Here is a 20,153-nt window from a genome sequence, read left to right as displayed (position 1 = left end):
ATGTCAGAACCTATATTAGAACTTCGTGATGTCCATGCAGGATATGGCAGTATCAAGGCCCTGAAAGGTATCAGTATCAAGGTTATGGAAGGGGAGATCGTTTCCATTATCGGTGCAAACGGTGCCGGAAAATCCACGACCCTGATGACTATCTGCAATATCGTCAAAGCCTCTGCCGGTGAGATTTACTACAAGGGTGAATGCATCAATAAGATCGCTTCCGATAATTTGCCTTCCATGGGACTTTGTCAGGTTCCTGAAGGGCGGCGTATTTTCCCCCGGCTGACCATTGAGGAAAACCTCGATATGGGGGCGTTTTTCCGTAACGATAATGAAATTGCCGATGATATGGAGCGGGTTTTTGCCATGTTTCCCATCCTGCGTGAAAGACGCAGGCAGGCAGGTGGAACATTGTCCGGGGGAGAGCAGCAGATGCTGGCTATAGGGCGTGCTCTTATGAGTCGGCCCAAGGTTCTTCTTTTGGATGAACCCTCTCTTGGTCTAGCACCGCTTATCGTTAAGCAGATTTTTGACATCATCAATGAAATCAATAAGCTTGGAACGACGATAATTTTGGTGGAGCAGAACGCAAAGGTGGCTCTCAGTATGGCTCATCGTGGCTATGTTCTAGAAACCGGGAATGTTGTCATGGAAGATGAGGCTTTGAAGCTTCTGAATAACCCGGATATCCAAAAGGCATATCTCGGCGAATAAAAGTATTTAAGCAAAGGTCATAAAACCCCCGGAAGTACCGCTTCCGGGGGTTTTATTGTTTAAGGCATTGCAAAAGGTTTTAGACACGGTGTATGTGCTTGTGCTATCAATTATTAAAGTCGCGTTCTATAAAATCGGTGAGGTATTAGTGTTGGTAAAGTGGTTTGAATTGAACCGTATTCAAGTAATCAGCGTTGCATTGGCTGCGTTGATACTTTTCTTTTGGCTCCGAGCTGGAGCAGCGGCTGAGATTGTGACTGTTGCAACCGGAGAGTGGGAGCCCTATGTCTCGGAAGCTGATGGGGGGGGCGGGATTTGTGCCGATATTGTGAAGGCTGTTTTTGCTGCGCAAGAGATAAAGGCTGAATTACATTTTTATCCATGGAAAAGGGCCTTGTGGAGTTTAAAGCAGGCAGCAGTCGATGGATCCTTTCCTTGGGTCAAGCGAGCTGATAGAGAGCAGGCTTTTTTATACTCTGACCCAATCTATGAAATGCAAGCGTCACTGTTTTACTTGAAAAAGAGATTTGAAGAGCCCGTCACTATTTCCAGTGAAGGTAAGGGTAAATATTTGGTCGGCGTTCCTTTGGGGTATGAGCTTGGTAACGATTTAAGACAAATGGGATTTAGGTGTGAATCGGTGCCGTGTATCAGTAATGGTTTTGAAATGCTGCTTAAAGGGCGTATTGATTTTTTACTGGAAAGTGACGCTGTCGGACGGTTTTTGATAAATAAAGTATACACCGATCATGTTTCGGATTTTGGTGAAATTGCTGCCCCGTTAAAATCAGAAAGTCTTTACTTGTTGTTTTGTAAGAAAAAGAAGAATTCAAAATATCTGTTCAAAATGTTCAACCAAGGATTAAAAAAAATTAAAGAGAGTGGCACATACGCTAAACTGATTGAAAAATATTAATTTGTTTTTACTGTGAATGAGCAAGTAAAAGCTTGCACAAAATATGTACTTTATGTTTAGGTTGTTTTCAAAATAAAGCAGTAGTTCTTATCCCACGTTTTGGAGGCATATTATGGCTAAAAAGGTAGTGATTGATCAGGACGAGTGTATTGGTTGCGAAACCTGCGTAGAGCTTTGCCCTGAAGTTTTTGCTCTGGATTCCGAAGGAGAAAAGGCTGAAGTAATCAAAGAGGATGCTGTTGATCTCGAATGCGTACTTGAATCAATTGATACGTGTCCGGTGGAATGTATTTCTATTGAATAAATTGCATTCTAAATAAGTGTTTATATTAAGACGCCCCAAGTGGGCGTCTTTTTTTTGGATTAATTGGACAAAAAAGATATATTGTGTTTAATCTATATTTTAAATTTATCTGTTCTGAATCTTTTAAAGAAGGGTGCGTAGATGAAGATAAGAACCAGAATGATTCTGGCTATTGTTTTGCCGATGATAATTTCGGTAGGAGTTGTCATGTTTACTGTATCTATGCAGTTCGACAGTACAGCTGAAGATTCTTACAGAAAAACCGCCGGTCAGGAATTAAAACTGATTAACAATTACATTGCCGAAATTCTGAAGAAGGCAGAAAACGTCAGTCGGTTTGTTGCCGGATTGGATGAGACTAAAAATGCCATGGGCAGGTGGACAAAATATTTCAAGCTTGATGGTCCCAGCAAACCTGCTCAGTATGCGACAGATCAAACCGAAATCATGGTTAACCGCCTAGCCAATGATCTGATGAAAGCCAATCCTGCTTTTGCATACGTATACCTTGGTTTTGAAGATGGCGGTTATACTCAGGACGGTACAGATACGCTGAAGAATGATTATGACCCGCGTAAGCGCCCTTGGTACAAACAGGGCAAGAGCTCTCCAAACGAGTCGACCCTTCTTTCGGCATACATGACTACGGAGGGTTTTCCGAATATCGGTATGGTGACCAAGATTAAAGACAAGAGCGGTAGTTTCATAGGTGTTTCCGCGGTAGATATTTCACTGGGTGACCTGACCAAGATTATCAATAATCTTAAAATCGGAGAAACGGGTTTTGTTGTGCTGGTGCAGGGTGATGGAACTATTCTGGCCGACCCTAAAACTCCTGAAAACAATTTCAAAAAGATTGATGATATTGATAATGCTGCTTTGAAGGCAGCTTACCGCTCCAAAACCAGTTGGCTTGAGTCTTTGGAATTCAACGGAGAGAAGTTTTCTGCCGAAGTTTATCGTTCAAAAGAGACTGGCTGGAGCATGATCGCATTTTTGCCCCACGCGGAGATTTATGCGGCTTCCAAAGAAGCGAATTTGACCATGCTCACAATTGCTGCTGTGGCGGCTATTGTTTTCGGATTACTGGGAGCATTGCTCGTCAATTCCCGTCTTGTCCGGCCTATCCATGCCATGGGTGAGTTTGCCAAGCAGATTGCCGGCGGAAATTATGAAGCAAAACCGGAAGATGTATCATATAAAGCTGAACTTCGTGATCTGCTCGATAACCTGCAGTCCATGACCGGGGAGTTGGTTGAAACAATTTCCCTTGCCGATGACAAGACCCGGGAAGCTGAAGAGAAAACCCTGCAGGCCGAAGAGGCCTTGGCTGAAGCTGAAGAAGCTACTCGCAGGGCTGAAACAGCAAAGCGTGATGGAATGTTGCAGGCGGCCGGACAACTTGAGGAGATTGTAGAACGTATTTCGTCTTCTTCAACTCAGCTTTCAGCAAATATTGAAGAGTCGAGGGGCGGTTCGGCAATGCAGCGTGAGCGTGCTGCGGAAAATGCCACGGCAATGGAAGAGATGAACGCGACTGTATTGGAAGTTGCAGCTAATGCTTCGAAAAGTTCTGAAGAGGCTGAGCGCGCAAGAAAAGAAGCTGTTCATGGTTCCGAAATTGTAGACAGGGTAGTGAGCGCAGTCAGCAAACTCAAGACGGAGTCGGAAAAACTGGCTGTCGAGATGGGACAACTGGGTGAGAAAGCGGAGTCTATCAGCAGTGTCATGAGTGTGATTACTGACATTGCGGATCAAACCAACCTGTTGGCTTTGAATGCAGCCATTGAGGCGGCCAGGGCCGGGGAAGCAGGGCGGGGGTTTGCCGTTGTTGCCGATGAAGTTCGTAAGCTGGCGGAAAAAACAGTGAGTGCCACTTCGGAAGTTGGTGGAGCTATCGGTTCCATTCAGCAGTCTTCAAGAAATTCGATCAATACCATGAACGAGACAAGTGATATGGTCGATTCTACAACCACTCTGGTCAATGAAGCCGGGGATGCTTTGAAGTCTATCCTTGATATTATTGAGCTGGTTGCAGAGCAGGTCAGATCCATTGCTACTGCAGCGGAGCAGCAGAGTGCTGCATCTGAAGAGATCAATATGTCCACATCTGAAATCAACCGCATTGCGGATGAGAACTTCAACGCCATGGAACAGTCCGCAGATGCTATGGCTAATCTGGCTGAGCTTTCCAATATGCTTAATAATTTGATTGAAGACTTGAAGAAGTCATAGCAATAACTGATTTTTAATCAGGAGCAAGGCCGGAGTGGTTAATTATCCTCTCCGGCCTTTATGTTGTTGACGGATTATGGACAGTTGACCTTTTTAGTTTGGGCTGGCAAATCCAGCTTCAGCACGTACTCATTGTAATTACGTATGAACTTACAAAGGGTATTTGTTTTGCTTATACCAAATAAGGTCTTTATGTGTATTCAATGGCGCAACGGTGCAGGTTGCCGTTAAAAACGCTAAGCTTGCCAAGATGTGGATTAGTGCATAAATAGAGAGTACTGAAGTCAGCTAAAAACCCGTCGCATCAAGATGGGAAGGTGAATAAATATATGAAATTTTCTATGGGGTATAAACCCTTTCGGACATTATTCCGTGTAGTTGCCGTGGTTATGGTTGCCATGGTTCCTTTTCTTTTCTTGGTAGGAGAAGGTGAGTGCTCTTTAGGGGATAAAGACAAAGATACTAAAGTCACCCTTCCCAAGCAGGTTGATGCCGGCCTTGATTATCTTTTTGATTTTATGTCCGGCAGCGGAGCAGAGCTTGATGCTTCCAAAATTGCAGGCCTGATCAAGTATGTGGATGATACTCCCCCGACAGATAAAATTATCAAGTTGCCTAAACGTGATTCCGCAAACGGTGCGGCCATGCGTATGCAGGTCAATGCCGGATTGAAGAGAATTCTTGAATATACCTATAATCCTGAAATTCCCAACTACGCCATTTATCCTTCTGTTATCAGGGTTAGCGGTTGGTCTCCTGACAGCCAGTTCTACGCTGAAAAGGTTCAGCCTTGGAAGTTCCTCGGTGACTGTGCTACTCCCAGAGTCTGGCGTGGTAAGGAATTTGAAGTTAACACCCCGGATTCCTTTGGGGGGGCATATTACCGTTACGATTTGAACCGCTTGCTGGTTCTCATGAAGTTTGAAGGCCGAGATGTCTTTCTCTCCGTCTCCAAGCAGATGGATAAGTCCAGCGTGGGCATGAAAGGACTGGTTGTTGATGATAACCAGTGGAACTATTTTTACAGCGGCATTCCCGGATTGACTTCGGGCGGCATGGGCTGGATGGATACTTTTATGTATGACTCCATGTCTGTGAATCTTTATATTCAGGACAAAAATGAGCCAGAACAGACTGTAAGCTATCTGTTCAAATGGCTGCGTGCCGGATGGGCAGGGCTGAATGTGGTCCGTCCCAAGCATATTTTTGAAGGCAGCCAGCGTTTCGGCCGTGCTTTTACCGCCCTGATGGAATCCGAGACTCTTCCCGAGCCGCAGGTCTTTGCTGAAAAGGTCAGAGAAATCGAATCTATGCCTGATCAGGAATTGGATAACTATATTTCCGAGTATTCAAAACAGGTTGAGCACTTTGCAGTCAAGCATCCGGTCTTGTCCGATAAATTCCCGGAAGTTTACGAGAATGGTAAGTATGCCGATAAGTTCACCCGCGAAGAGCGCATCGGCGTTCTTGTAAAGGAATACGTCAAGCAAGCCATGGGCAAGCAGTGTTTGATCTACGAAAAGGTCGTATCCAACTAGCAGTGAGGTGTTCATGCTCTATTCTGAAAATGAAGCGAAGTTCAAATACTGTCCCTATCTGATGACCAGCGATGACAAGATGAAATTCTGTCAGGGAAGCATGTGCATGATGTGGCGGTTTGCTGACGGAGATAAAGGGTATTGCGGACTGGCCGGAAATCCGGAAGAAAAGAAGTAATCATCTCAATGATCAATTCATAATATGGCCAAGCCTTTTGCATTTAAACTTGAAAAGGTTCTGGAGTTCAGGGAACAGGCGGAAGAGCAGGCCCGGTTTGCTCTTGCGGAAGCCCTGCGCCTGCATCAGGAGCAAAAGAAGAAGCTTTGGGCTGTAGAAGAAAAGATCGTCGCCCACCAGAAAAAGAAATATGACAATCTTTCAGCTAATGATATGTGGCTCTGGCAGCAGTATGACATGGCCCTCAAAGAGGATCTTCATGCTGCCCAGCTTCGCTTGAAACAGTTGGCCCTTAACTTGCAAAAATGTCGTGCAGAAGCTGTTACTAAGTCAAAAGATCGTAAATTGCTCGAAAAGCTAAAAGAAAATCAGGCGAAGAAATATCATGAAGAAGAAAGTCTCAAAGAACAAAAAGAGTACGACGAAATGGCAACAATTCGCTTCAAACCTGAAAATTTCTAAGATACTTGTCTGCCTGATTTTGCTGGCATTTTTTAAGCTGTCCCTGATAGGTTCGCTGGGCTTCGATTTTACTGCTCACCATGACGAAGTTAAGGAGGTTGTGGAAGCTGTGGTGGAAAGCGGCAATGTTGTACGCAGTGTTGTGACTCCCCCGCAGGCCATTGCCGCTGAAGCTAAGGAGAATGCCAAAGCAGCACCGAAAGAAGCTGCTAAGCCTGCCACTATGCCTGAGGCGGACTGGAAAGCACTCAAGGCCAAGGAAGATGAATTAGCCCGCAAAGAACGCTCTCTGCGTACCCTTGAGCAGAATCTGGATAAAAAGCTGGCAGAGCTTAATGCTCTGGAAAGTAGGCTTAAAAAAATGATCGACGATGCTGATGTGCTTAAGGATAAAAAGATCAAGCATCTGGTGGGTGTTTATACTGCCATGAAAGCCAAGCAGGCCGCACAGGTTATCGAGTCCCTTGATACCGACCTAGCTGTCAAGATTTTGTCAGGCATGCGCGGTCGCAGCGCCGGAGCTATCCTTGGATTTGTAAGTCCTAAGAAAGCAGCCAAGCTTTCCGAAGAATTGACCAAATTGCAGACACCTCTGGAATAATAGTTTTTTAAAATTGCAAAGAATCAAACTCATCATTGCCTATGATGGCACCAATTTCTGCGGCTGGCAGTTGCAGCCTGAACTGCGCACTGTGCAGGGCGAATTAGAAAAAGCCATAACACGTATTACCGGGACTTCGGTACGGGTGCACGGTTCCGGGCGTACTGACAGCGGAGTACATGCTTACGGGCAGGTGGTTCATTTTGATGTGGATGATACCCGCGTAACTGTCCCATGGCAGCGCGCGCTTAACTCTTTGCTTCCCGATGATGTGACTGTGCTGGACGCTGAATTTGTCACTCCTGATTTTCATTCCCGTTTCAACGCTCTCCGCAAGACCTATACTTATACCTTGTGGCTGGAGAATAATTTTTTTCTGCCTTGGCGCAGGCACTATGTTTGGAAATGCGGTCCTCTTGATCTTAAGGCTGTCGACCGTTCCATGCAGTTCTTTCTTGGCGAGCACGATTTTGCTGCCTTTCAGAATACCGGTACCCCGGTAAGTTCCACCGTACGCACAATCTTTGATTTTAAACGTTACCCCGGCCAAAGCGAACATGAAATGGTTCTTGAGGTCTGCGGTTCCGGTTTTCTGAAGCAGATGGTCCGCAATATGGTCGGCTGTCTGGTGGAAGTCGGGCGGGGTAAAGCCGAACCCGAAACTGTCCGATTATTATTACAGATGAAGGATAGAACTGCGGCCCCGGCTACAGCTCCTGCTCAGGGGCTATGTATGGCCGGTGTCTACTATGGAGAAACGGGTAGTGGCGGAACTGACACTGGACGGAACCAAGCTCATAACAGCGGAATCAACGGAGAAGTCTGATTCCCTGCAGCAGGTTTTCCCTGAATCATACTGGGAAGACCGGTTCAGCCGTGCCGCGCTGAAAAATAAGTATGAGCTCACAGCTCCATCCGTGGCCATGGAAGTCCAATCCAAGGTCAAGTCCCTAAGCGAGACTCTTGCCGCCTTCCGTTGGCCGGATCAGGGCTTTGGCCTTAGCGGCGCCCGCCTTGTGGTCAATGATCCCTTTCTTGATAATAAAATTTCTTCTTCCATTACCCCTAAGGGTGATCTCCAGCGCTACAACCGTTATTATTCGCGAGGTTTTACCGGTGAAGACCTGACAACGCTTGATCCCGGATACTACAAGTTTGATATGTCTCTGGGATACAACAGGAGCAGTATTGATCTGGATCTTTCAAGCAGTGTTTCTGAAGGTCAGGATTTGCCTTGGGGACATATTAAGAACCAGCTTGTTGTTCAGATCACCAGTGACATGACTAATGACGAGGTTTTGGAAGCAGTTCGTGATGCGGTCAATGACAGTTCCCTTCCGGTGCAGGCCCGTATCATCAAGCAGAATGCCGTCGGTTCAAACCCGGACGACCTGTTGGGAACTGGGTCGGCTCTGGCCTTTTCCGTAAACACGGCCTACGTAGTTACTGAAGGCAGTGACGGTGTCGGCCCGGAAAACTTTGAAGCATTGAATAAACTTTCTTTTGATGACACCAGCGGTCACCTGATTTCCCACTTAAAATTATACGCCACCCAGAAGCCCCTGGGGCCTGCGGAAGAGGGACTCTATAATCTTTCCAATGCGGTAGCCGGGGGACCATCCCAGTTTCTGAGCAAGGCTTTTGACGTTAATGCCGGGACTACTCTGACAGCCGGAGATCACTCCATCGACTATACAATCGGCTCCGAGTCCGGGACGATCTACTTCTCCGTGGAAGACGGAGATGACTGGGATACAGTCTTGACCCGTATCGCCAACGCTGCATCATCAACTTCGGATAAAATCCATGCTGAAGTCGTGGACGCCAAGCTCGTTTCACCAGTATATACAGGGGACGACTACTATCTAATTGACGGCAAGTCCGTAAGCATTACCGCAGTTAACCCTAAGATCGGGGAAAGGCTTGAACTGGAACCCGGCTCCGGTCTTGATGCACTGGGGTTGAATGTTACTGCCCGTCCCGGTTCAGATGCCCAGATGACCATCAACGGTTTTACTGAAATCCGTGCACCCGGTGAGTTTGCTTTGGATCGGGGCAGGGTCAAGGTGAATCTTGAAGAAGGTTTCGGGGGCAGTCTGCCGCTGCGAGTCGTGGATGCTGTCACTGAAATGGAAAAGAATGTAGGGCTGATCACCGATGGTTATAATGATCTGCGCAAAGCCATCCTGCCTGCCGAGGACCTTTTTCGCGAGGGCTTTGCCGATCTCTGGCGTAATCCGGTTACTGACAATAAGGTTGATCTGGAATGGATAGGACTGAAGGAGGCGGAAGAGGATAAGCTTCTCTGGTTTGATTCCGATACTTTTTACGATGCCTTGCTGTCCGATCCTGATAAAGTTCGTGAGATGTTGGAAGATGAGGAGGACGGTCTTTTTACCCGCTGGCAGGATGTCAATGATGAAGTCATTGAAAACAAGGTCAGTTCTTATTTAATCCCGGAAACATCATTGCCCGGACCGTGGTTGCCGGAACCTTCTCCTCGGACTGAACTGGAGCTGGAAGTAAAACGTGAACTTGTCGATACTTTTGAAGACAGTTTTGATTTTGATATTGATGAGCCTGTCGATGATAGCGGAAGGATAGTCTCCATCAAGGGCTGACTAAAATTTGGTGGCAATGATTGTCCGCTCTTCTGCATCAAAGCGGAATTTCATTCTAGGAGTGGGCTTTTTGATCTGTACGGTCTTTCCGCCGATCTTGATTTCTACGCCGGGATGAACTTTCCGGTGGACCCGGATGGAGAGCTTTTCAAGAGACTTGTAGTAATCATTAAGTTCTTGCGAGAGCTGTTTGCGGATTTCTTTAAGCTTGATCTTTATGCGCCCGCGCATCAACAGGATCTGCTTCATCTGTTCCTGCTTGGCTGCGGGAGTTGATCTGAGGATGGATTCATTATCCCCCTGACCGATGGCGGAGTTGATCTTTAAAAGCCGTTCCCGCAAATCATCCCTTTCCTTCAGCAGTTTATTGTTTACTTTTTGCTTGGCGGTAATACTGACAATGGTTTTTACGCCGATTTCAGAGCCGATTTCATTAGCTTCAATGCCTACACGTGAAGTCACCACTCCACCTTGAATAATTCCCTTTCCGCCTATAGCACTGACCGAACCTTTGCAGCGGATCAGGCAGTTGCTCATCTCATGCTTGATGATGATTTCCTCTCCGCATTCAATGCGAGCGTTGGATGCAAACTGAGCTGTTATGACTCCTTCCGCTTTGATCAGTCCCTTTCCGGACATGACCAGTCCGCCTTTGACTTCGATATCTCCTCCGGCAGTGACACTGGCCCCTTCAATGGAATCCGAAACAACTATATGGTCCGGGACTTCCACCGTGAAGCCTTCACGTATGGAGCCGTTTACATGGACCGAGCCTTTTTCAAGCTTGATATTTCCGGTTGAGTAATCAACGTCACCTTTGGTTTCCAGAACATCCTTGACTGCCAGAATGTTGTCCTGAAACTGGACTATTCCGGTGGAGGTGGCTTTGTAAGTGATGCCATCCGGCAGGGGAGCAACATGTTCTCCGGTTTTTATCTCAAGGGGGTTGCCGCCGGGAGGAGGAGTCAGGCGTCCGTATACGTCTTCGCCTGCCTTTCCTTCAACTGGAGGGTGGATTTTCCCGATGATATCTCCGGGTGAGACCATAGGATGAACTCCGCGATCTTTGAAATCTATACGGTCGTCCTCTCCGGCGGTACCAATTGAGCTGGTGGAAATATCTTCGCGGTCATATTCAAAATATCCGTCCCGGCCGGGAACAGGTTCAGTTCCGGTTATAATTACGACTTTCTGTGCAGCACCGGTCTCGCGGGCCTTCTTTATAGCCGTTTGGCCTGCGACATGTTGCAGCGGGCGGGAAAGTCCCATTGACTGCAAAGTCGGTTCAAGGGCGCTGAGATCGTATCTGCAACCGAAACAGTCGTGGGGATAAAGCTTGGTGGAAACTTTCATCAGGTCTTCTGAAACCTTGATGAGGGGCTCAATCCTTACCTGCTGCTCTTCAATTTTAACCAGTCCGTATGTTTCGGCGATAAGCCTTCCGCTTTCCGGATTAAGAATACAGTTGCAGATTTCTGCGTCAGCGAGAGTTATCGGTGTGGGGGTATGGGTGTCGTCTGCGGGGATTGCTTCTCCGTCAAGGTTTTTGCCGGGAGAAGCCGGAGTGGCTTTACTCAATTTTCCGAATTCCATTCCCGGCAGAACCGGGAAATCAAGGTCGGCGTCAGTTATGATCTGGCCGTCTTCAGCATTTTGAGGGTACTGGGCCCGCACAAGGGCTACATTGAGTATGCTTTTCCCTTCGCCTGCTCTTTTAAGGGCGAACATGGCTCCGTCGTGGTCAAGCTCTCCGCCGATTCCGGAACGTTCCAGCTCTGCCTGCATCAATTCCAGAGAGAGTGGTCTTCCGTTACCTTCTGCAGGAGTATAGGCAGAAATGAAGGCTGCCATTTTATCCGGGGTAACCTTAAATTTCAGCGCAGCATCACGGCCTTCAGCAATAGTTTCATCCCGCTTGTTGCGAAGGTCTGCTCCCCGTGCAGAAGTCGCTTGGTCAGTCATGGATCGTATTACCCGTGTTTTTAGCGCATGCCGTTAAACCGGAATTGGAAAAATACTAATTTTCAAATTAACCTTATTATAGATTCAGCTAATGTTCAAATACTACTGATATATACTCCTTCGGCGTTTTTCTTATTTTGCTTTATGCATCGTCCAGACAAGCTCCTCCAGAATGGAAAGCAGCTTTGCATAGATTCCACCTGCTCCGGGAGGAGGTCCGAACAGACCGTTGCGTTGCTCGCGCAAGGCTTTTGGAAATATCGAATGAGGCTCTAGAGTGCGCATGGTCATGGCGAAACGTTCAGCAAGTAGGTACCCGGTCACTCCTTCTTCAAATATGGACATGTACTTCATGAATTCACCTTTGCATGAATTCCACATTTCAATGGAAGCATCATTCGGTTCCAACGAAGTTACTTTGCAGATAAGTGCATAAAGGCTGTTTAATGCTGCCCCGGGAATTCCCCGTCTCCAGCCGAGCAGCCATGGGTTGCGCCAGAAGAGCAGGAAGTGGCCCTGTCCGGTGGCGATAATCTTTTCCAGTGATTTGCGAACGGAAACAAGGTCCGGGTCTTCCCAATTGGTGGGGGTCTCTGCCAGTTCCCATGCCGGAAGAGTGGGGCGGTCCTGTGTCTTCTGCCCTAACATGCGGTCAAGGATGTGTGACAGCCAGATGTTGGCCTGCGCTGAAGCAGGGGTCTCAAGGTGCGGATAGCTTAATATGAATTTACCTTTTCCGGTCTGTCCACAAACAACGGCCGGACGGTCGTGAAGAAATTCCGGAAGCAGGGAGATGCCGTACATATTATGCCAGTCATTGAGAGTCCCTTCAGGCAGGGAACTGATACATAGGTCAGCCACCCAGAAGTCATTTCCCGGTTCACGGTAGCGGCCAAGGGCGGTTGTGGAATCGCATTTGTTTGGAGAGAACTGTCCCGGCCACCAGACCGGAATCAGGGCGTTTTCACCGAGACTGTCCGGAACCAGCGGGTTGGATTGGTCAAGCTTTACGTTGATGTGTCCGCTTAAAAAATGATGCAGCCTGTTTTCAAAACCCTTGCGTTGCCAGCAGCTTAAGCACAGGCCTCCGGCACCGGAAAGGCCCAGTCCTGCGCCGCCGCAAAAGCCGAGGTAGTTGCCGCCTTCACCGACATATTTCTGGATTTCAACGATGCCCGGTCCGCCAAGGTGCTTTGCCTTGCCCTTGGCCCAACCGCCGGGGACGATAAGTGCTGCTGGAGGCTTGCCTGAAAGCAGTCCTTGCGCTATTTGATGCCCACGCACAAGTTCGTGGTCGATGTTCCATGCTTCAAGGGCTCTTTTGACCAGCAGCCCCCAGATGTGGGAGTCGTCCCATAATATATAGATACTTGACATGTTCGTGTCTCTTTATAAGTGTGTGTAGCGCAAGTTGACGAGGCGAGTGCTTTTGATTTTTACCCCTGTCCCGTAAGTACACGTAAATTCTGGGCAGGCAAAGCACATCTTTTTTTAAAAATATTATTATGAAACCAACTTAGCAAGCTGATACGCAACGGGAAGCCGGGACAGGGTGACCCGCTACGTATTTTTTTGCTTAAGAATTTATATTTGAACAGGAGTCCATAAATGGCGGAATCAAACCTCCCCAAAGGTTACGAACCTTGGGATGTAGAAAAAAAGTGGCTTGACCACTGGGAAGAAAACAAGACTTTCACCCCCGATCCCGAAGCTGACGGCGATCCTTACTCCATCGTTATTCCGCCGCCAAACGTCACCGGTGTGCTGCACATGGGCCACGCTCTGAACATCACCCTTCAGGATATCCTCTGCCGCTATCAGCGCCAGCAGGGTAAGAACGTTCTCTGGGTTCCGGGCACCGACCACGCAGGTATCGCCACCCAGAACGTTGTTGAGCGTCAGCTCAAGACCGAAGGCAAGACCCGTGACGATCTCGGTCGTGAGAAATTCATCGAACGCGTTTGGGAATGGAAGGAAGAAAAAGGCGGTCACATCCTCAAGCAGATCCGCCGCATGGGCGCATCCGTTGACTGGGATCGCGAATGTTTCACCTTTGACGAGCAGCGCGCCAAGGCCGTTCGCAAGGTTTTCGTACAGCTTTATGAAGAAGGACTCATCTACAAAGGCAACTACATCATCAACTGGTGTAACCGCTGCCACACTGCTCTTGCTGACGATGAAGTAGAGCATTCTCCCAAACCGGGCCATTTCTACAACATCAAGTACAAGCTTTCCGACGGTTCGGGCGAACTGATTATCGCCACCACACGTCCCGAAACCATGCTCGGCGATACCGCTATCTGCGTTAACCCCGAAGATGACCGCTTCAAGCACCTCATCGGCAAGACCGCTATCCTGCCTCTCGTAGGCCGCGAACTGCCCATCATCGGTGATTCCTACGTAGACATGGAATTCGGTACCGGTGCCCTGAAAGTTACTCCTGCTCATGACATGAATGACTGGGAACTGGGCCGTAAGCACAACCTCGAAGTTCTTTCCGTTTTCGACGAAGATGGTAATATCAACGAAAATGCTCCTGAAAAATATCAGGGCATGTTCAAAGATGACCTTCGCAAGGTAATCGTTGAGGACCTCAAAGCTGAAGGTTACCTCGTTTCCATCGACGATCACGAGCACTCCGTCGGTGAATGTTACCGCTGTAAGTCCGTCATCGAACCCCATGTCTCCGAACAATGGTTTGTTGCCATGAAGCCTTTGGCTGAAAAAGCACGCGCCGCTGTTCCTTCCGAGACCAAGATTTTCCCCTCCAACTGGGAAAAGGTCTATTACGAATGGCTGGACAACATCCGCGACTGGTGTATCTCCCGTCAGATCTGGTGGGGACACCGTATCCCTGCTTGGACCTGTGAAGATTGCGGCGAACTCATTGTTTCCAATGAAGATCCTACCAAGTGCACCAAGTGCGGTTCTTCCAAGCTCATTCAGGAAGAAGACGTACTTGATACCTGGTTCTCTTCCGCTCTCTGGCCTTTCTCTACTCTGGGCTGGCCTGATGAGACCCCGGAACTGGCCAAATACTATCCCACATCCGTGCTGATTACCGGATTCGACATCTTGTTCTTCTGGGTTGCACGTATGATGATGATGGGTATCCACTTTCAGGATCAGATTCCGTTCCACCATGTTTACATTCACGCTCTTGTTCGTGATGAACATGGCAAGAAGATGTCCAAGTCCACCGGTAACGTCATCGATCCGCTGGAAATGTCCGACAAGTACGGTACTGACGCCCTGCGTTTTACCCTGACTTCCTTTGCTGCCATGGGTCGCGATATCAAGCTTTCCGAGCAGCGTATTGAAGGTTACCGCCACTTTGTTAACAAAATCTGGAACTCCGCACGTTTCGCGCTTATGAACCTCGACGGCGAGAAGCCAGAAGCAGCTCTCGAAGATGCATCCGGCCTCGCCAACGAGTGGATTCTGCATCGCCTCGAAGAGGTGAAGGATACCATGCGTGAAGCAGTTGAAGCCTACCGCTTCAACGAAGTTGCCCAGACCATGTATAAGTTCATCTGGAACGAGTTCTGTGACTGGTACCTTGAAATGATCAAGCCGGACCTTTACAGCGAAGATGAGGCTCGCAAAGGCGCAACCCTGAAAGTGCTTTGGACAGTTCTTTCCGAGACCATGGTCCTGCTGCACCCGGTAATGCCTTTTGTAACTCAGGAAGTTTGGTCCGTACTGCCCGGTATTGAAAACGGCGACATTGCCACCGAAGCTTACCCCGAAAAGCGTGACAACTGCCGCAACGCAGCAGCTGTTGAGCAGATGGATCTCTTTCAGGGGCTTGTTTCCGCTGTACGTAACATTCGTACCGAGCTGCTCATTGCTCCTTCCAAGAAGCTTGAGCTCATCGTGCGTACCGCAAATGATGAAACAACCGCACTGATCAACGACAACGCTGATCTGATCATGGCTCTTGCCCGTCTGGATTCCGTAACCGCAGGTCCTGACGCAGAGGGCCCCAGCGCTTCCGGTACCGCTGTTGTTCAGGGTAACGAACTCTTTGTTCCGCTGGCAGGCGCAGTTGACTTCGAGTCCGAGCTTGCCCGCCTTGATAAAGAGTTTGCCAAGCTGGACAAAGATCTCGTTGTGATAGAAAAGAAACTTTCCAACAAAGGTTTTGTAAGCAACGCTCCTGCAGAAGTTGTTGAGAAGGAAAAAGCCAAGCTGGAAGAGATCAACGATAAGAAAGCAAAGCTGACCGAGCTGAAAGACAGGCTCGTAAGTGTAATGAAATAAGATTGTTATTTTAAAACAGGGGGTATTTACCCCCTGTTTTAAAATATAAACATAAGAGGGTGCATATATGGGTTTGGTTTATCTTATTGGAGCTGGTCCCGGTGATCCCGGTCTGCTGACTGTTAAAGCTAAAGAAGTGCTGGAAACTGCAGATGTACTCATCTACGACTATCTGGCAAACATCGAATTTCTGAATTACTGCAAAGCGGATTGCGAAATTCTCTACGTAGGTAAAAAGGGCGGCGATCACACCCTGCCGCAGGATAAGATCAACGAACTCATCGTTGAGAAAGCGCAGGAAGGCAAAGTAATTGCCCGTCTTAAAGGCGGCGATCCTTACGTTTTCGGCCGCGGCGGCGAAGAAGCTGAAGAGCTGGTTGAAGCCGGAATCGACTTTGAAGTCATCCCCGGTATCACCGCAGGCGTTGCCGCTCCCGCTTATGCAGGTATTCCGGTAACCCACCGTGATTTTACCACTTCCGTATGCTTTATCACCGGACACGAAGATCCTACCAAGGAAAAGACCGGTCATAACTGGGAAGTGTACGCCAAATCCACCAGTACCCTCGTTTTCTACATGGGCGTGAAAAACCTGCCCATGATCGCGGATAACCTGATCAAGAACGGTCGTGATCCTGAGACCCCGGTTGCTCTTGTTCGCTGGGGAACCCGTTGCAACCAGCAGTCTTTCGTCTCCACCCTTGAAAACGTTGCCCAGGAAGCTGAAGAGCGCAAGTTCAAGGCTCCCTCCATCATCGTTGTCGGCGGTGTCTGCTCCCTGCATGACAAGCTGGCTTGGTTCGAGAAGAAGCCCCTGCTCGGCAAAGGCGTTGTGGTTACCCGTGCCCGTGAACAGTCCAGCGGACTTGTTTCCACTCTCGGCAAGCTCGGTGCCTGTGTGTTCGAATTCCCGACCATCAATATCGAGCCTGTGGCTGACTACTCCGATGTTCAGGCTGAGATCAAAGGCCTGTCCAACTGGGATTGGCTGATCTTTACCTCCGTGAACGGTGTAAAACATTTCTTCAGCCAGATGGACGAAGCCGGACTCGATGCCCGCGCATTTGCCGGACTCGAAATTGCTGCCATCGGCCCCGCAACTGCTGATGCGCTGGTAGAAAGAGGCATCCGTCCTGACTTCGTACCTGAAAAGTACGTTGCAGAAGGCGTGGTTGCCGGACTGCTAGAGAAGGGCATCAAGGGTAAGAAGGTACTCATCCCCCGCGCTAATATCGCCCGCGAAGTGCTTCCCGAAGAGCTGCGCAAGGCCGGAGCAGAAGTTAAAATCCTGCCCGTCTACGAGACCGGACTTTCCGAGAATGATCCCGGCCCCATCGCCGAGGCCCTCGAAGCAGGAAAGATCGATTACCTGACTTTCACCAGCTCCAGCACTGTTGAGAATTTCTTCAACATGATTGAGCCGGAAGTTTTCCACAAATATAAAGACAGTGTGAAAATCGCCTGCATCGGGCCCATTACCGCCAAGACCCTCGAAGGGTTCGGTTATGAGCCGGATATTCAGCCTGAAGATTACACCATACCCGCACTGGTAGATGTACTGGTGCAGGAAGTTTCCGAGTAATAACCATAAGGAGGACCTACGCGGTCCTCCTTTTTTATTTGCCTCTGGCGGCTTAAATCCTTTTGCAAAAGGGTTTGCTCCGCTGTCGTTATCCCTAAGACTCGAAGCAAAGCTTCTCGCCTAAGGGCTAATGCAAGAATCCCAAAACCTTTTGTCAGGGCTTCGCCTTCCCCATAACTATGGAGAATGACTTGAGCTTACCAATTGCCGTTCTTATTTCTGGTGGTGGATCGAATTTACAATCCATTATTGAAAAGATGGAAGACAACATCCTTGATGTGGACATCAGGATGGTTCTTTCCAATAAAGCGGATGCCTACGGCCTGAAACGGGCCGAAGCTTACGGCATCCCGACTGCTGCCTTGAGCCATAAGGATTTCGGTTCCCGCGAGGAATTCGATACAGAGATGGTCCGCATCCTCAAAGAATCCGGAGTAGAAGCCGTGGTAATGGCAGGATTTATGCGCATCATTACCCCGGTATTTTTAAATGCATTCCCCGGTAAAATTATCAATATACATCCGGCGATCCTGCCCAGTTTTCCCGGTGTGGACGGACAGGGCGATGCTGCTAAATACGGCGTGCGACTGGCGGGCTGTACCGTTCATTTTGTGGATGAAAAGATGGACCACGGTGCTGTGATAATTCAGGCTGCGGTCCCGGCGTATCCCGGCGAAGATGAAGATGATTTACGCAAGCGTATTCTTCAACAGGAGCACCGTATCCTTCCGCAGGCCACCCAGTGGCTGTCAAAGGGACGCCTCTCCATTGAGGATCGTTTTGTGAAGCTTGAAGAAGCAGATGTGGAGCTGGCGGAGCGAGACGCAATGAGTCTGGTTAATCCGCCATTGGAAAAAGGGTTCTAATAAAAACAGCCTGTTTGCCGAAGCAAACAGGCTGATAAATTTTTATCCCATAACTGCCAGTATAAGTTCCATAAACTCCAATTCCATTTCGATCATCTCACTATCCTTCTTGCGCAGCCATTCGGAAAGCCATGCAAAGCGTAAGGAAGGGATGTAGGCGGGCAGTGATTCGTAACTGTCATCACTGATATTGGTGTTGTCGTAAAGTCCGTCCATGAAAGCCGGGATAAGTCCGTCACCCAGTGCTCCGGGGTTCTCAAAGGCCACGCAGCCGATCATGTTGGCAACGTCGTATATTTCAGGACGCATACCGGAGAATTCCCAGTCAATCACCGCGCCGATTGTTTTGCCTTTCCAGAGCACGTTCAGGGGATGGAAATCGCCGTGGCAGAATGCCTTGGGCAGCTTCGTGAACTTTTCCATCTTGGGGAATAACCGTGCGCAGATCGGCTCCAGCCGTTTGTGAATGGTCGGTTCCCGGTCTTTTACTGTTTCGGTAAGTTCCCGGGCATAGTTGATCAGGGCAAATGATTGGTCCTGCCCTTTCATTTCTTTACCCTTGGTATGTTCGCGCAGTTGGGCAATGAATTTTGCCAGCTCTGTGCCTCTTTCTGCATCAAAGACATATTCCGGACGCGGCAGCTCATCGGATTCATAAAAGGGTGATAGCTGCCAAGGGAAGCCCATTACTTCGGCTATGACCTGACCATCCTTGGTCTCCTGATAGGGAAGCAGCCAGTCCATACCTGATTTCTGCAAGGTCAGAAGGTTCTCGGCAATTGCGGTCCGTTTTTCAACCTGTGTTCCGGCAATACGTTCCATGAGCCAGAGTCGGTTTTCACTGTCTTCAATCACCGAGCGCGAAACAGCACGTTCCGGGCTGCCGGGAATATTCTTGTCGTTATGTCTTTCGAGGGTTTCTAGACCCCAGGGTGATAAAGCATCGATCACAGCACATCCTCATCTTCAAGGCGGCGAAGCCCTAATAAAAGTTTTGGAAGAGTCCAGAGAAAATTTTTCCAAAAAGTTCCTCTGGCCGCCGGAGGCAAAATCTTTTAACCAAAAGCGCGAAGCGCATCAGAATACTTCAGCCTCAAACCAGAAAATATTGGTGTTCGGATCTTTCCATGCATCAGCTTCCATGCCTGCTTTGTGGCAGGTCTGGGCGAGGAATTCTTCGCGGTTCCATTTCCAGTCCACTGCTACTTGCGGAAGCAGCAGCCCGGACTGCATGCCGCGTTGCATGATCAGGCCATGCCTGCCGATAACAATCTGTTCCGGGTCCTTGCAGACATCAATGGGGCTGAGGATAGAAATCTCAATTTCGATTTCTTTGAACTCAGATTCGGTCAGCGGCGGAAAACGGGGATCTTCGAAGGCGGCAGCGCGGGCCATTTTCCAGATGGTTTTATAAAGCGGTCCGGTTCCCTGCACGTTGCCGATACAGCCGCGCAGATGTCCGTTCTTGTTCAGGGTCACGAAAGCGCCGTACTCCTCACTCAGATGCTCGGTTACAGGTTCTGGTACCGGCTCCTCCTGTTTGTTGATCCGGCAGAGGATGGACTTGCGGACCAGCGCTTTGAGGTACTGCTTTTCTTCCTGAGTAAGGGCGAAGCTGAAATTATCTGACATGATATCTCCCATATGGCCTTTGCTGGTTTAGCGCGCGTTCGCTTCTTTAAGTTTCGTGATAATGTAATCGTAACCTTCGGGCCGATGCGGAATCTTGCAGTCCGTGCAATCCTTGATGCCTTTCGCGGTCATTTTAAAACGTCCTCCGCAATCTTCCACGAGGTAGAGCGGACAGAAGCAGAACAGACAGTTGAAGGATGTTTCTTCGCTGACCTGATGGCATGGGAAGTAGCGGCAATCTATATTTCTAAAAAAACGGTGGCTGTTTTCCATGGTTAT

18 protein-coding genes are annotated in these 20,153 nt (G+C 48.7%); 13 read left to right on the top strand and 5 right to left on the bottom strand.

Annotation, left to right across the window (positions count from 1 at the left end):
* From ACKU40_RS14345 to ACKU40_RS14300, 10 genes are all read left to right on the top strand, one after another.
* Complete coding sequence (locus ACKU40_RS14345; protein WP_320173481.1) at positions 1–714, top strand: ABC transporter ATP-binding protein; 714 nt, start codon at positions 1–3, stop codon at positions 712–714.
* A gap of 55 nt (positions 715–769) precedes the next feature.
* A complete protein-coding gene (locus ACKU40_RS14340) occupies positions 770–1,630 on the top strand; it encodes a transporter substrate-binding domain-containing protein (protein ID WP_320173480.1) in 861 nt (286 codons plus the stop codon).
* Between the two features lie 112 nt (positions 1,631–1,742).
* Positions 1,743–1,934 (top strand): ferredoxin, encoded by a 192-nt coding sequence (locus ACKU40_RS14335; protein WP_012765834.1) that lies wholly within the window; start codon positions 1,743–1,745, stop codon positions 1,932–1,934.
* Positions 1,935–2,141: 207 nt separating this feature from the next.
* Entirely contained in the window at positions 2,142–4,169 is a 2,028-nt protein-coding gene (locus ACKU40_RS14330) for a methyl-accepting chemotaxis protein (protein ID WP_320173479.1), read from the top strand.
* Between the two features lie 329 nt (positions 4,170–4,498).
* A complete protein-coding gene (locus ACKU40_RS14325; protein ID WP_320173478.1) occupies positions 4,499–5,707 on the top strand; it encodes a hypothetical protein in 1,209 nt (402 codons plus the stop codon).
* Positions 5,708–5,720: 13 nt separating this feature from the next.
* The gene (locus ACKU40_RS14320) at positions 5,721–5,885 is read left to right on the top strand and encodes a hypothetical protein (RefSeq protein ID WP_320173477.1); all 165 of its coding nucleotides are present in this window, start codon (positions 5,721–5,723) and stop codon (positions 5,883–5,885) included.
* Positions 5,886–5,909: 24 nt separating this feature from the next.
* Positions 5,910–6,347 (top strand): flagellar export protein FliJ, encoded by a 438-nt coding sequence (gene fliJ, locus ACKU40_RS14315; protein ID WP_320173476.1) that lies wholly within the window; start codon positions 5,910–5,912, stop codon positions 6,345–6,347.
* A complete protein-coding gene (locus ACKU40_RS14310) occupies positions 6,271–6,948 on the top strand; it encodes a hypothetical protein (RefSeq protein WP_320173475.1) in 678 nt (225 codons plus the stop codon). The genes fliJ and ACKU40_RS14310 overlap by 77 nt, the downstream gene beginning before the upstream one ends.
* A gap of 13 nt (positions 6,949–6,961) precedes the next feature.
* On the top strand, positions 6,962–7,774 hold the full coding sequence (gene truA, locus ACKU40_RS14305; RefSeq protein WP_320173474.1) for a tRNA pseudouridine(38-40) synthase TruA: 813 nt from the start codon (positions 6,962–6,964) through the stop codon (positions 7,772–7,774).
* Positions 7,698–9,569, top strand: a complete 1,872-nt coding sequence (locus ACKU40_RS14300) for a hypothetical protein (RefSeq protein WP_320173473.1) — start codon at positions 7,698–7,700, stop codon at positions 9,567–9,569. The genes truA and ACKU40_RS14300 overlap by 77 nt, the downstream gene beginning before the upstream one ends.
* On the opposite strand, the gene ACKU40_RS14295 is transcribed toward ACKU40_RS14300, so the two are convergent.
* Together ACKU40_RS14295 and ACKU40_RS14290 are read right to left on the bottom strand one after the other, a co-directional pair.
* Positions 9,570–11,531 (bottom strand): FapA family protein, encoded by a 1,962-nt coding sequence (locus ACKU40_RS14295; protein WP_320173472.1) that lies wholly within the window; start codon positions 11,529–11,531, stop codon positions 9,570–9,572.
* Between the two features lie 132 nt (positions 11,532–11,663).
* The gene (locus ACKU40_RS14290; protein ID WP_320173471.1) at positions 11,664–12,908 is read right to left on the bottom strand and encodes a BPL-N domain-containing protein; all 1,245 of its coding nucleotides are present in this window, start codon (positions 12,906–12,908) and stop codon (positions 11,664–11,666) included.
* A 231-nt stretch (positions 12,909–13,139) separates the two neighbouring features.
* Here ACKU40_RS14290 and ACKU40_RS14285 point away from each other — a divergent pair, with 231 nt between their 5' ends.
* The 3 genes from ACKU40_RS14285 (at position 13,140) to purN (ending at position 18,242) form a co-directional block, all read left to right on the top strand.
* Positions 13,140–15,794 (top strand): valine--tRNA ligase, encoded by a 2,655-nt coding sequence (locus ACKU40_RS14285; protein ID WP_320173470.1) that lies wholly within the window; start codon positions 13,140–13,142, stop codon positions 15,792–15,794.
* Positions 15,795–15,861: 67 nt separating this feature from the next.
* Positions 15,862–17,376 carry a uroporphyrinogen-III C-methyltransferase gene (gene cobA / locus ACKU40_RS14280; protein ID WP_320173469.1) on the top strand — a complete coding sequence of 505 codons (1,515 nt, stop codon included), beginning with the start codon at positions 15,862–15,864 and terminating at the stop codon, positions 17,374–17,376.
* 191 nt (positions 17,377–17,567) lie between these two features.
* Positions 17,568–18,242, top strand: coding sequence for a phosphoribosylglycinamide formyltransferase (gene purN / locus ACKU40_RS14275; protein ID WP_320173468.1), 675 nt, complete (start codon positions 17,568–17,570; stop codon positions 18,240–18,242).
* Between the two features lie 42 nt (positions 18,243–18,284).
* Here the strand turns inward: purN and ACKU40_RS14270 are convergent, their stop codons facing one another.
* From ACKU40_RS14270 to ACKU40_RS14260, 3 genes are all read right to left on the bottom strand, one after another.
* On the bottom strand, positions 18,285–19,193 hold the full coding sequence (locus tag ACKU40_RS14270) for a phosphotransferase (RefSeq protein ID WP_320173467.1): 909 nt from the start codon (positions 19,191–19,193) through the stop codon (positions 18,285–18,287).
* A 126-nt stretch (positions 19,194–19,319) separates the two neighbouring features.
* A complete protein-coding gene (amrA, locus tag ACKU40_RS14265) occupies positions 19,320–19,874 on the bottom strand; it encodes an AmmeMemoRadiSam system protein A (protein WP_320173466.1) in 555 nt (184 codons plus the stop codon).
* Between the two features lie 27 nt (positions 19,875–19,901).
* Entirely contained in the window at positions 19,902–20,147 is a 246-nt protein-coding gene (locus ACKU40_RS14260; protein WP_320173465.1) for a cysteine-rich small domain-containing protein, read from the bottom strand.
* Positions 20,148–20,153: the final 6 nt, after the last annotated feature.

Origin of the sequence: Maridesulfovibrio sp. (genome assembly GCF_963666665.1) — a bacterium.
Taxonomy (GTDB): domain Bacteria; phylum Desulfobacterota; class Desulfovibrionia; order Desulfovibrionales; family Desulfovibrionaceae; genus Maridesulfovibrio.
The sequence above is the reverse complement of the archived record's forward strand: the minus strand, read 5'-3'. Positions and strand labels throughout refer to the sequence as shown.

Bases quoted from the DNA above. Each gene is read 5' to 3' on its own strand.
- ACKU40_RS14345 (WP_320173481.1), top strand. From the start codon at position 1: ATGTCAGAACCTATATTAGAACTTCGTGATGTCCATGCAGGATATGGC.
- ACKU40_RS14335 (WP_012765834.1), top strand. From the start codon at position 1,743: ATGGCTAAAAAGGTAGTGATTGATCAGGACGAGTGTATTGGTTGCGAA.
- ACKU40_RS14330 (WP_320173479.1), top strand. From the start codon at position 2,142: ATGTTTACTGTATCTATGCAGTTCGACAGTACAGCTGAAGATTCTTAC.
- ACKU40_RS14325 (WP_320173478.1), top strand. From the start codon at position 4,499: ATGAAATTTTCTATGGGGTATAAACCCTTTCGGACATTATTCCGTGTA.
- ACKU40_RS14320 (WP_320173477.1), top strand. From the start codon at position 5,721: ATGCTCTATTCTGAAAATGAAGCGAAGTTCAAATACTGTCCCTATCTG.
- fliJ (WP_320173476.1), top strand. From the start codon at position 5,910: ATGGCCAAGCCTTTTGCATTTAAACTTGAAAAGGTTCTGGAGTTCAGG.
- ACKU40_RS14310 (WP_320173475.1), top strand. From the start codon at position 6,271: ATGAAGAAGAAAGTCTCAAAGAACAAAAAGAGTACGACGAAATGGCAA.
- ACKU40_RS14300 (WP_320173473.1), top strand. From the start codon at position 7,698: ATGGAGAAACGGGTAGTGGCGGAACTGACACTGGACGGAACCAAGCTC.
- ACKU40_RS14295 (WP_320173472.1), bottom strand. From the start codon at position 11,531: ATGACTGACCAAGCGACTTCTGCACGGGGAGCAGACCTTCGCAACAAG.
- ACKU40_RS14290 (WP_320173471.1), bottom strand. From the start codon at position 12,908: ATGTCAAGTATCTATATATTATGGGACGACTCCCACATCTGGGGGCTG.
- ACKU40_RS14285 (WP_320173470.1), top strand. From the start codon at position 13,140: ATGGCGGAATCAAACCTCCCCAAAGGTTACGAACCTTGGGATGTAGAA.
- cobA (WP_320173469.1), top strand. From the start codon at position 15,862: ATGGGTTTGGTTTATCTTATTGGAGCTGGTCCCGGTGATCCCGGTCTG.
- amrA (WP_320173466.1), bottom strand. From the start codon at position 19,874: ATGTCAGATAATTTCAGCTTCGCCCTTACTCAGGAAGAAAAGCAGTAC.
- ACKU40_RS14260 (WP_320173465.1), bottom strand. From the start codon at position 20,147: ATGGAAAACAGCCACCGTTTTTTTAGAAATATAGATTGCCGCTACTTC.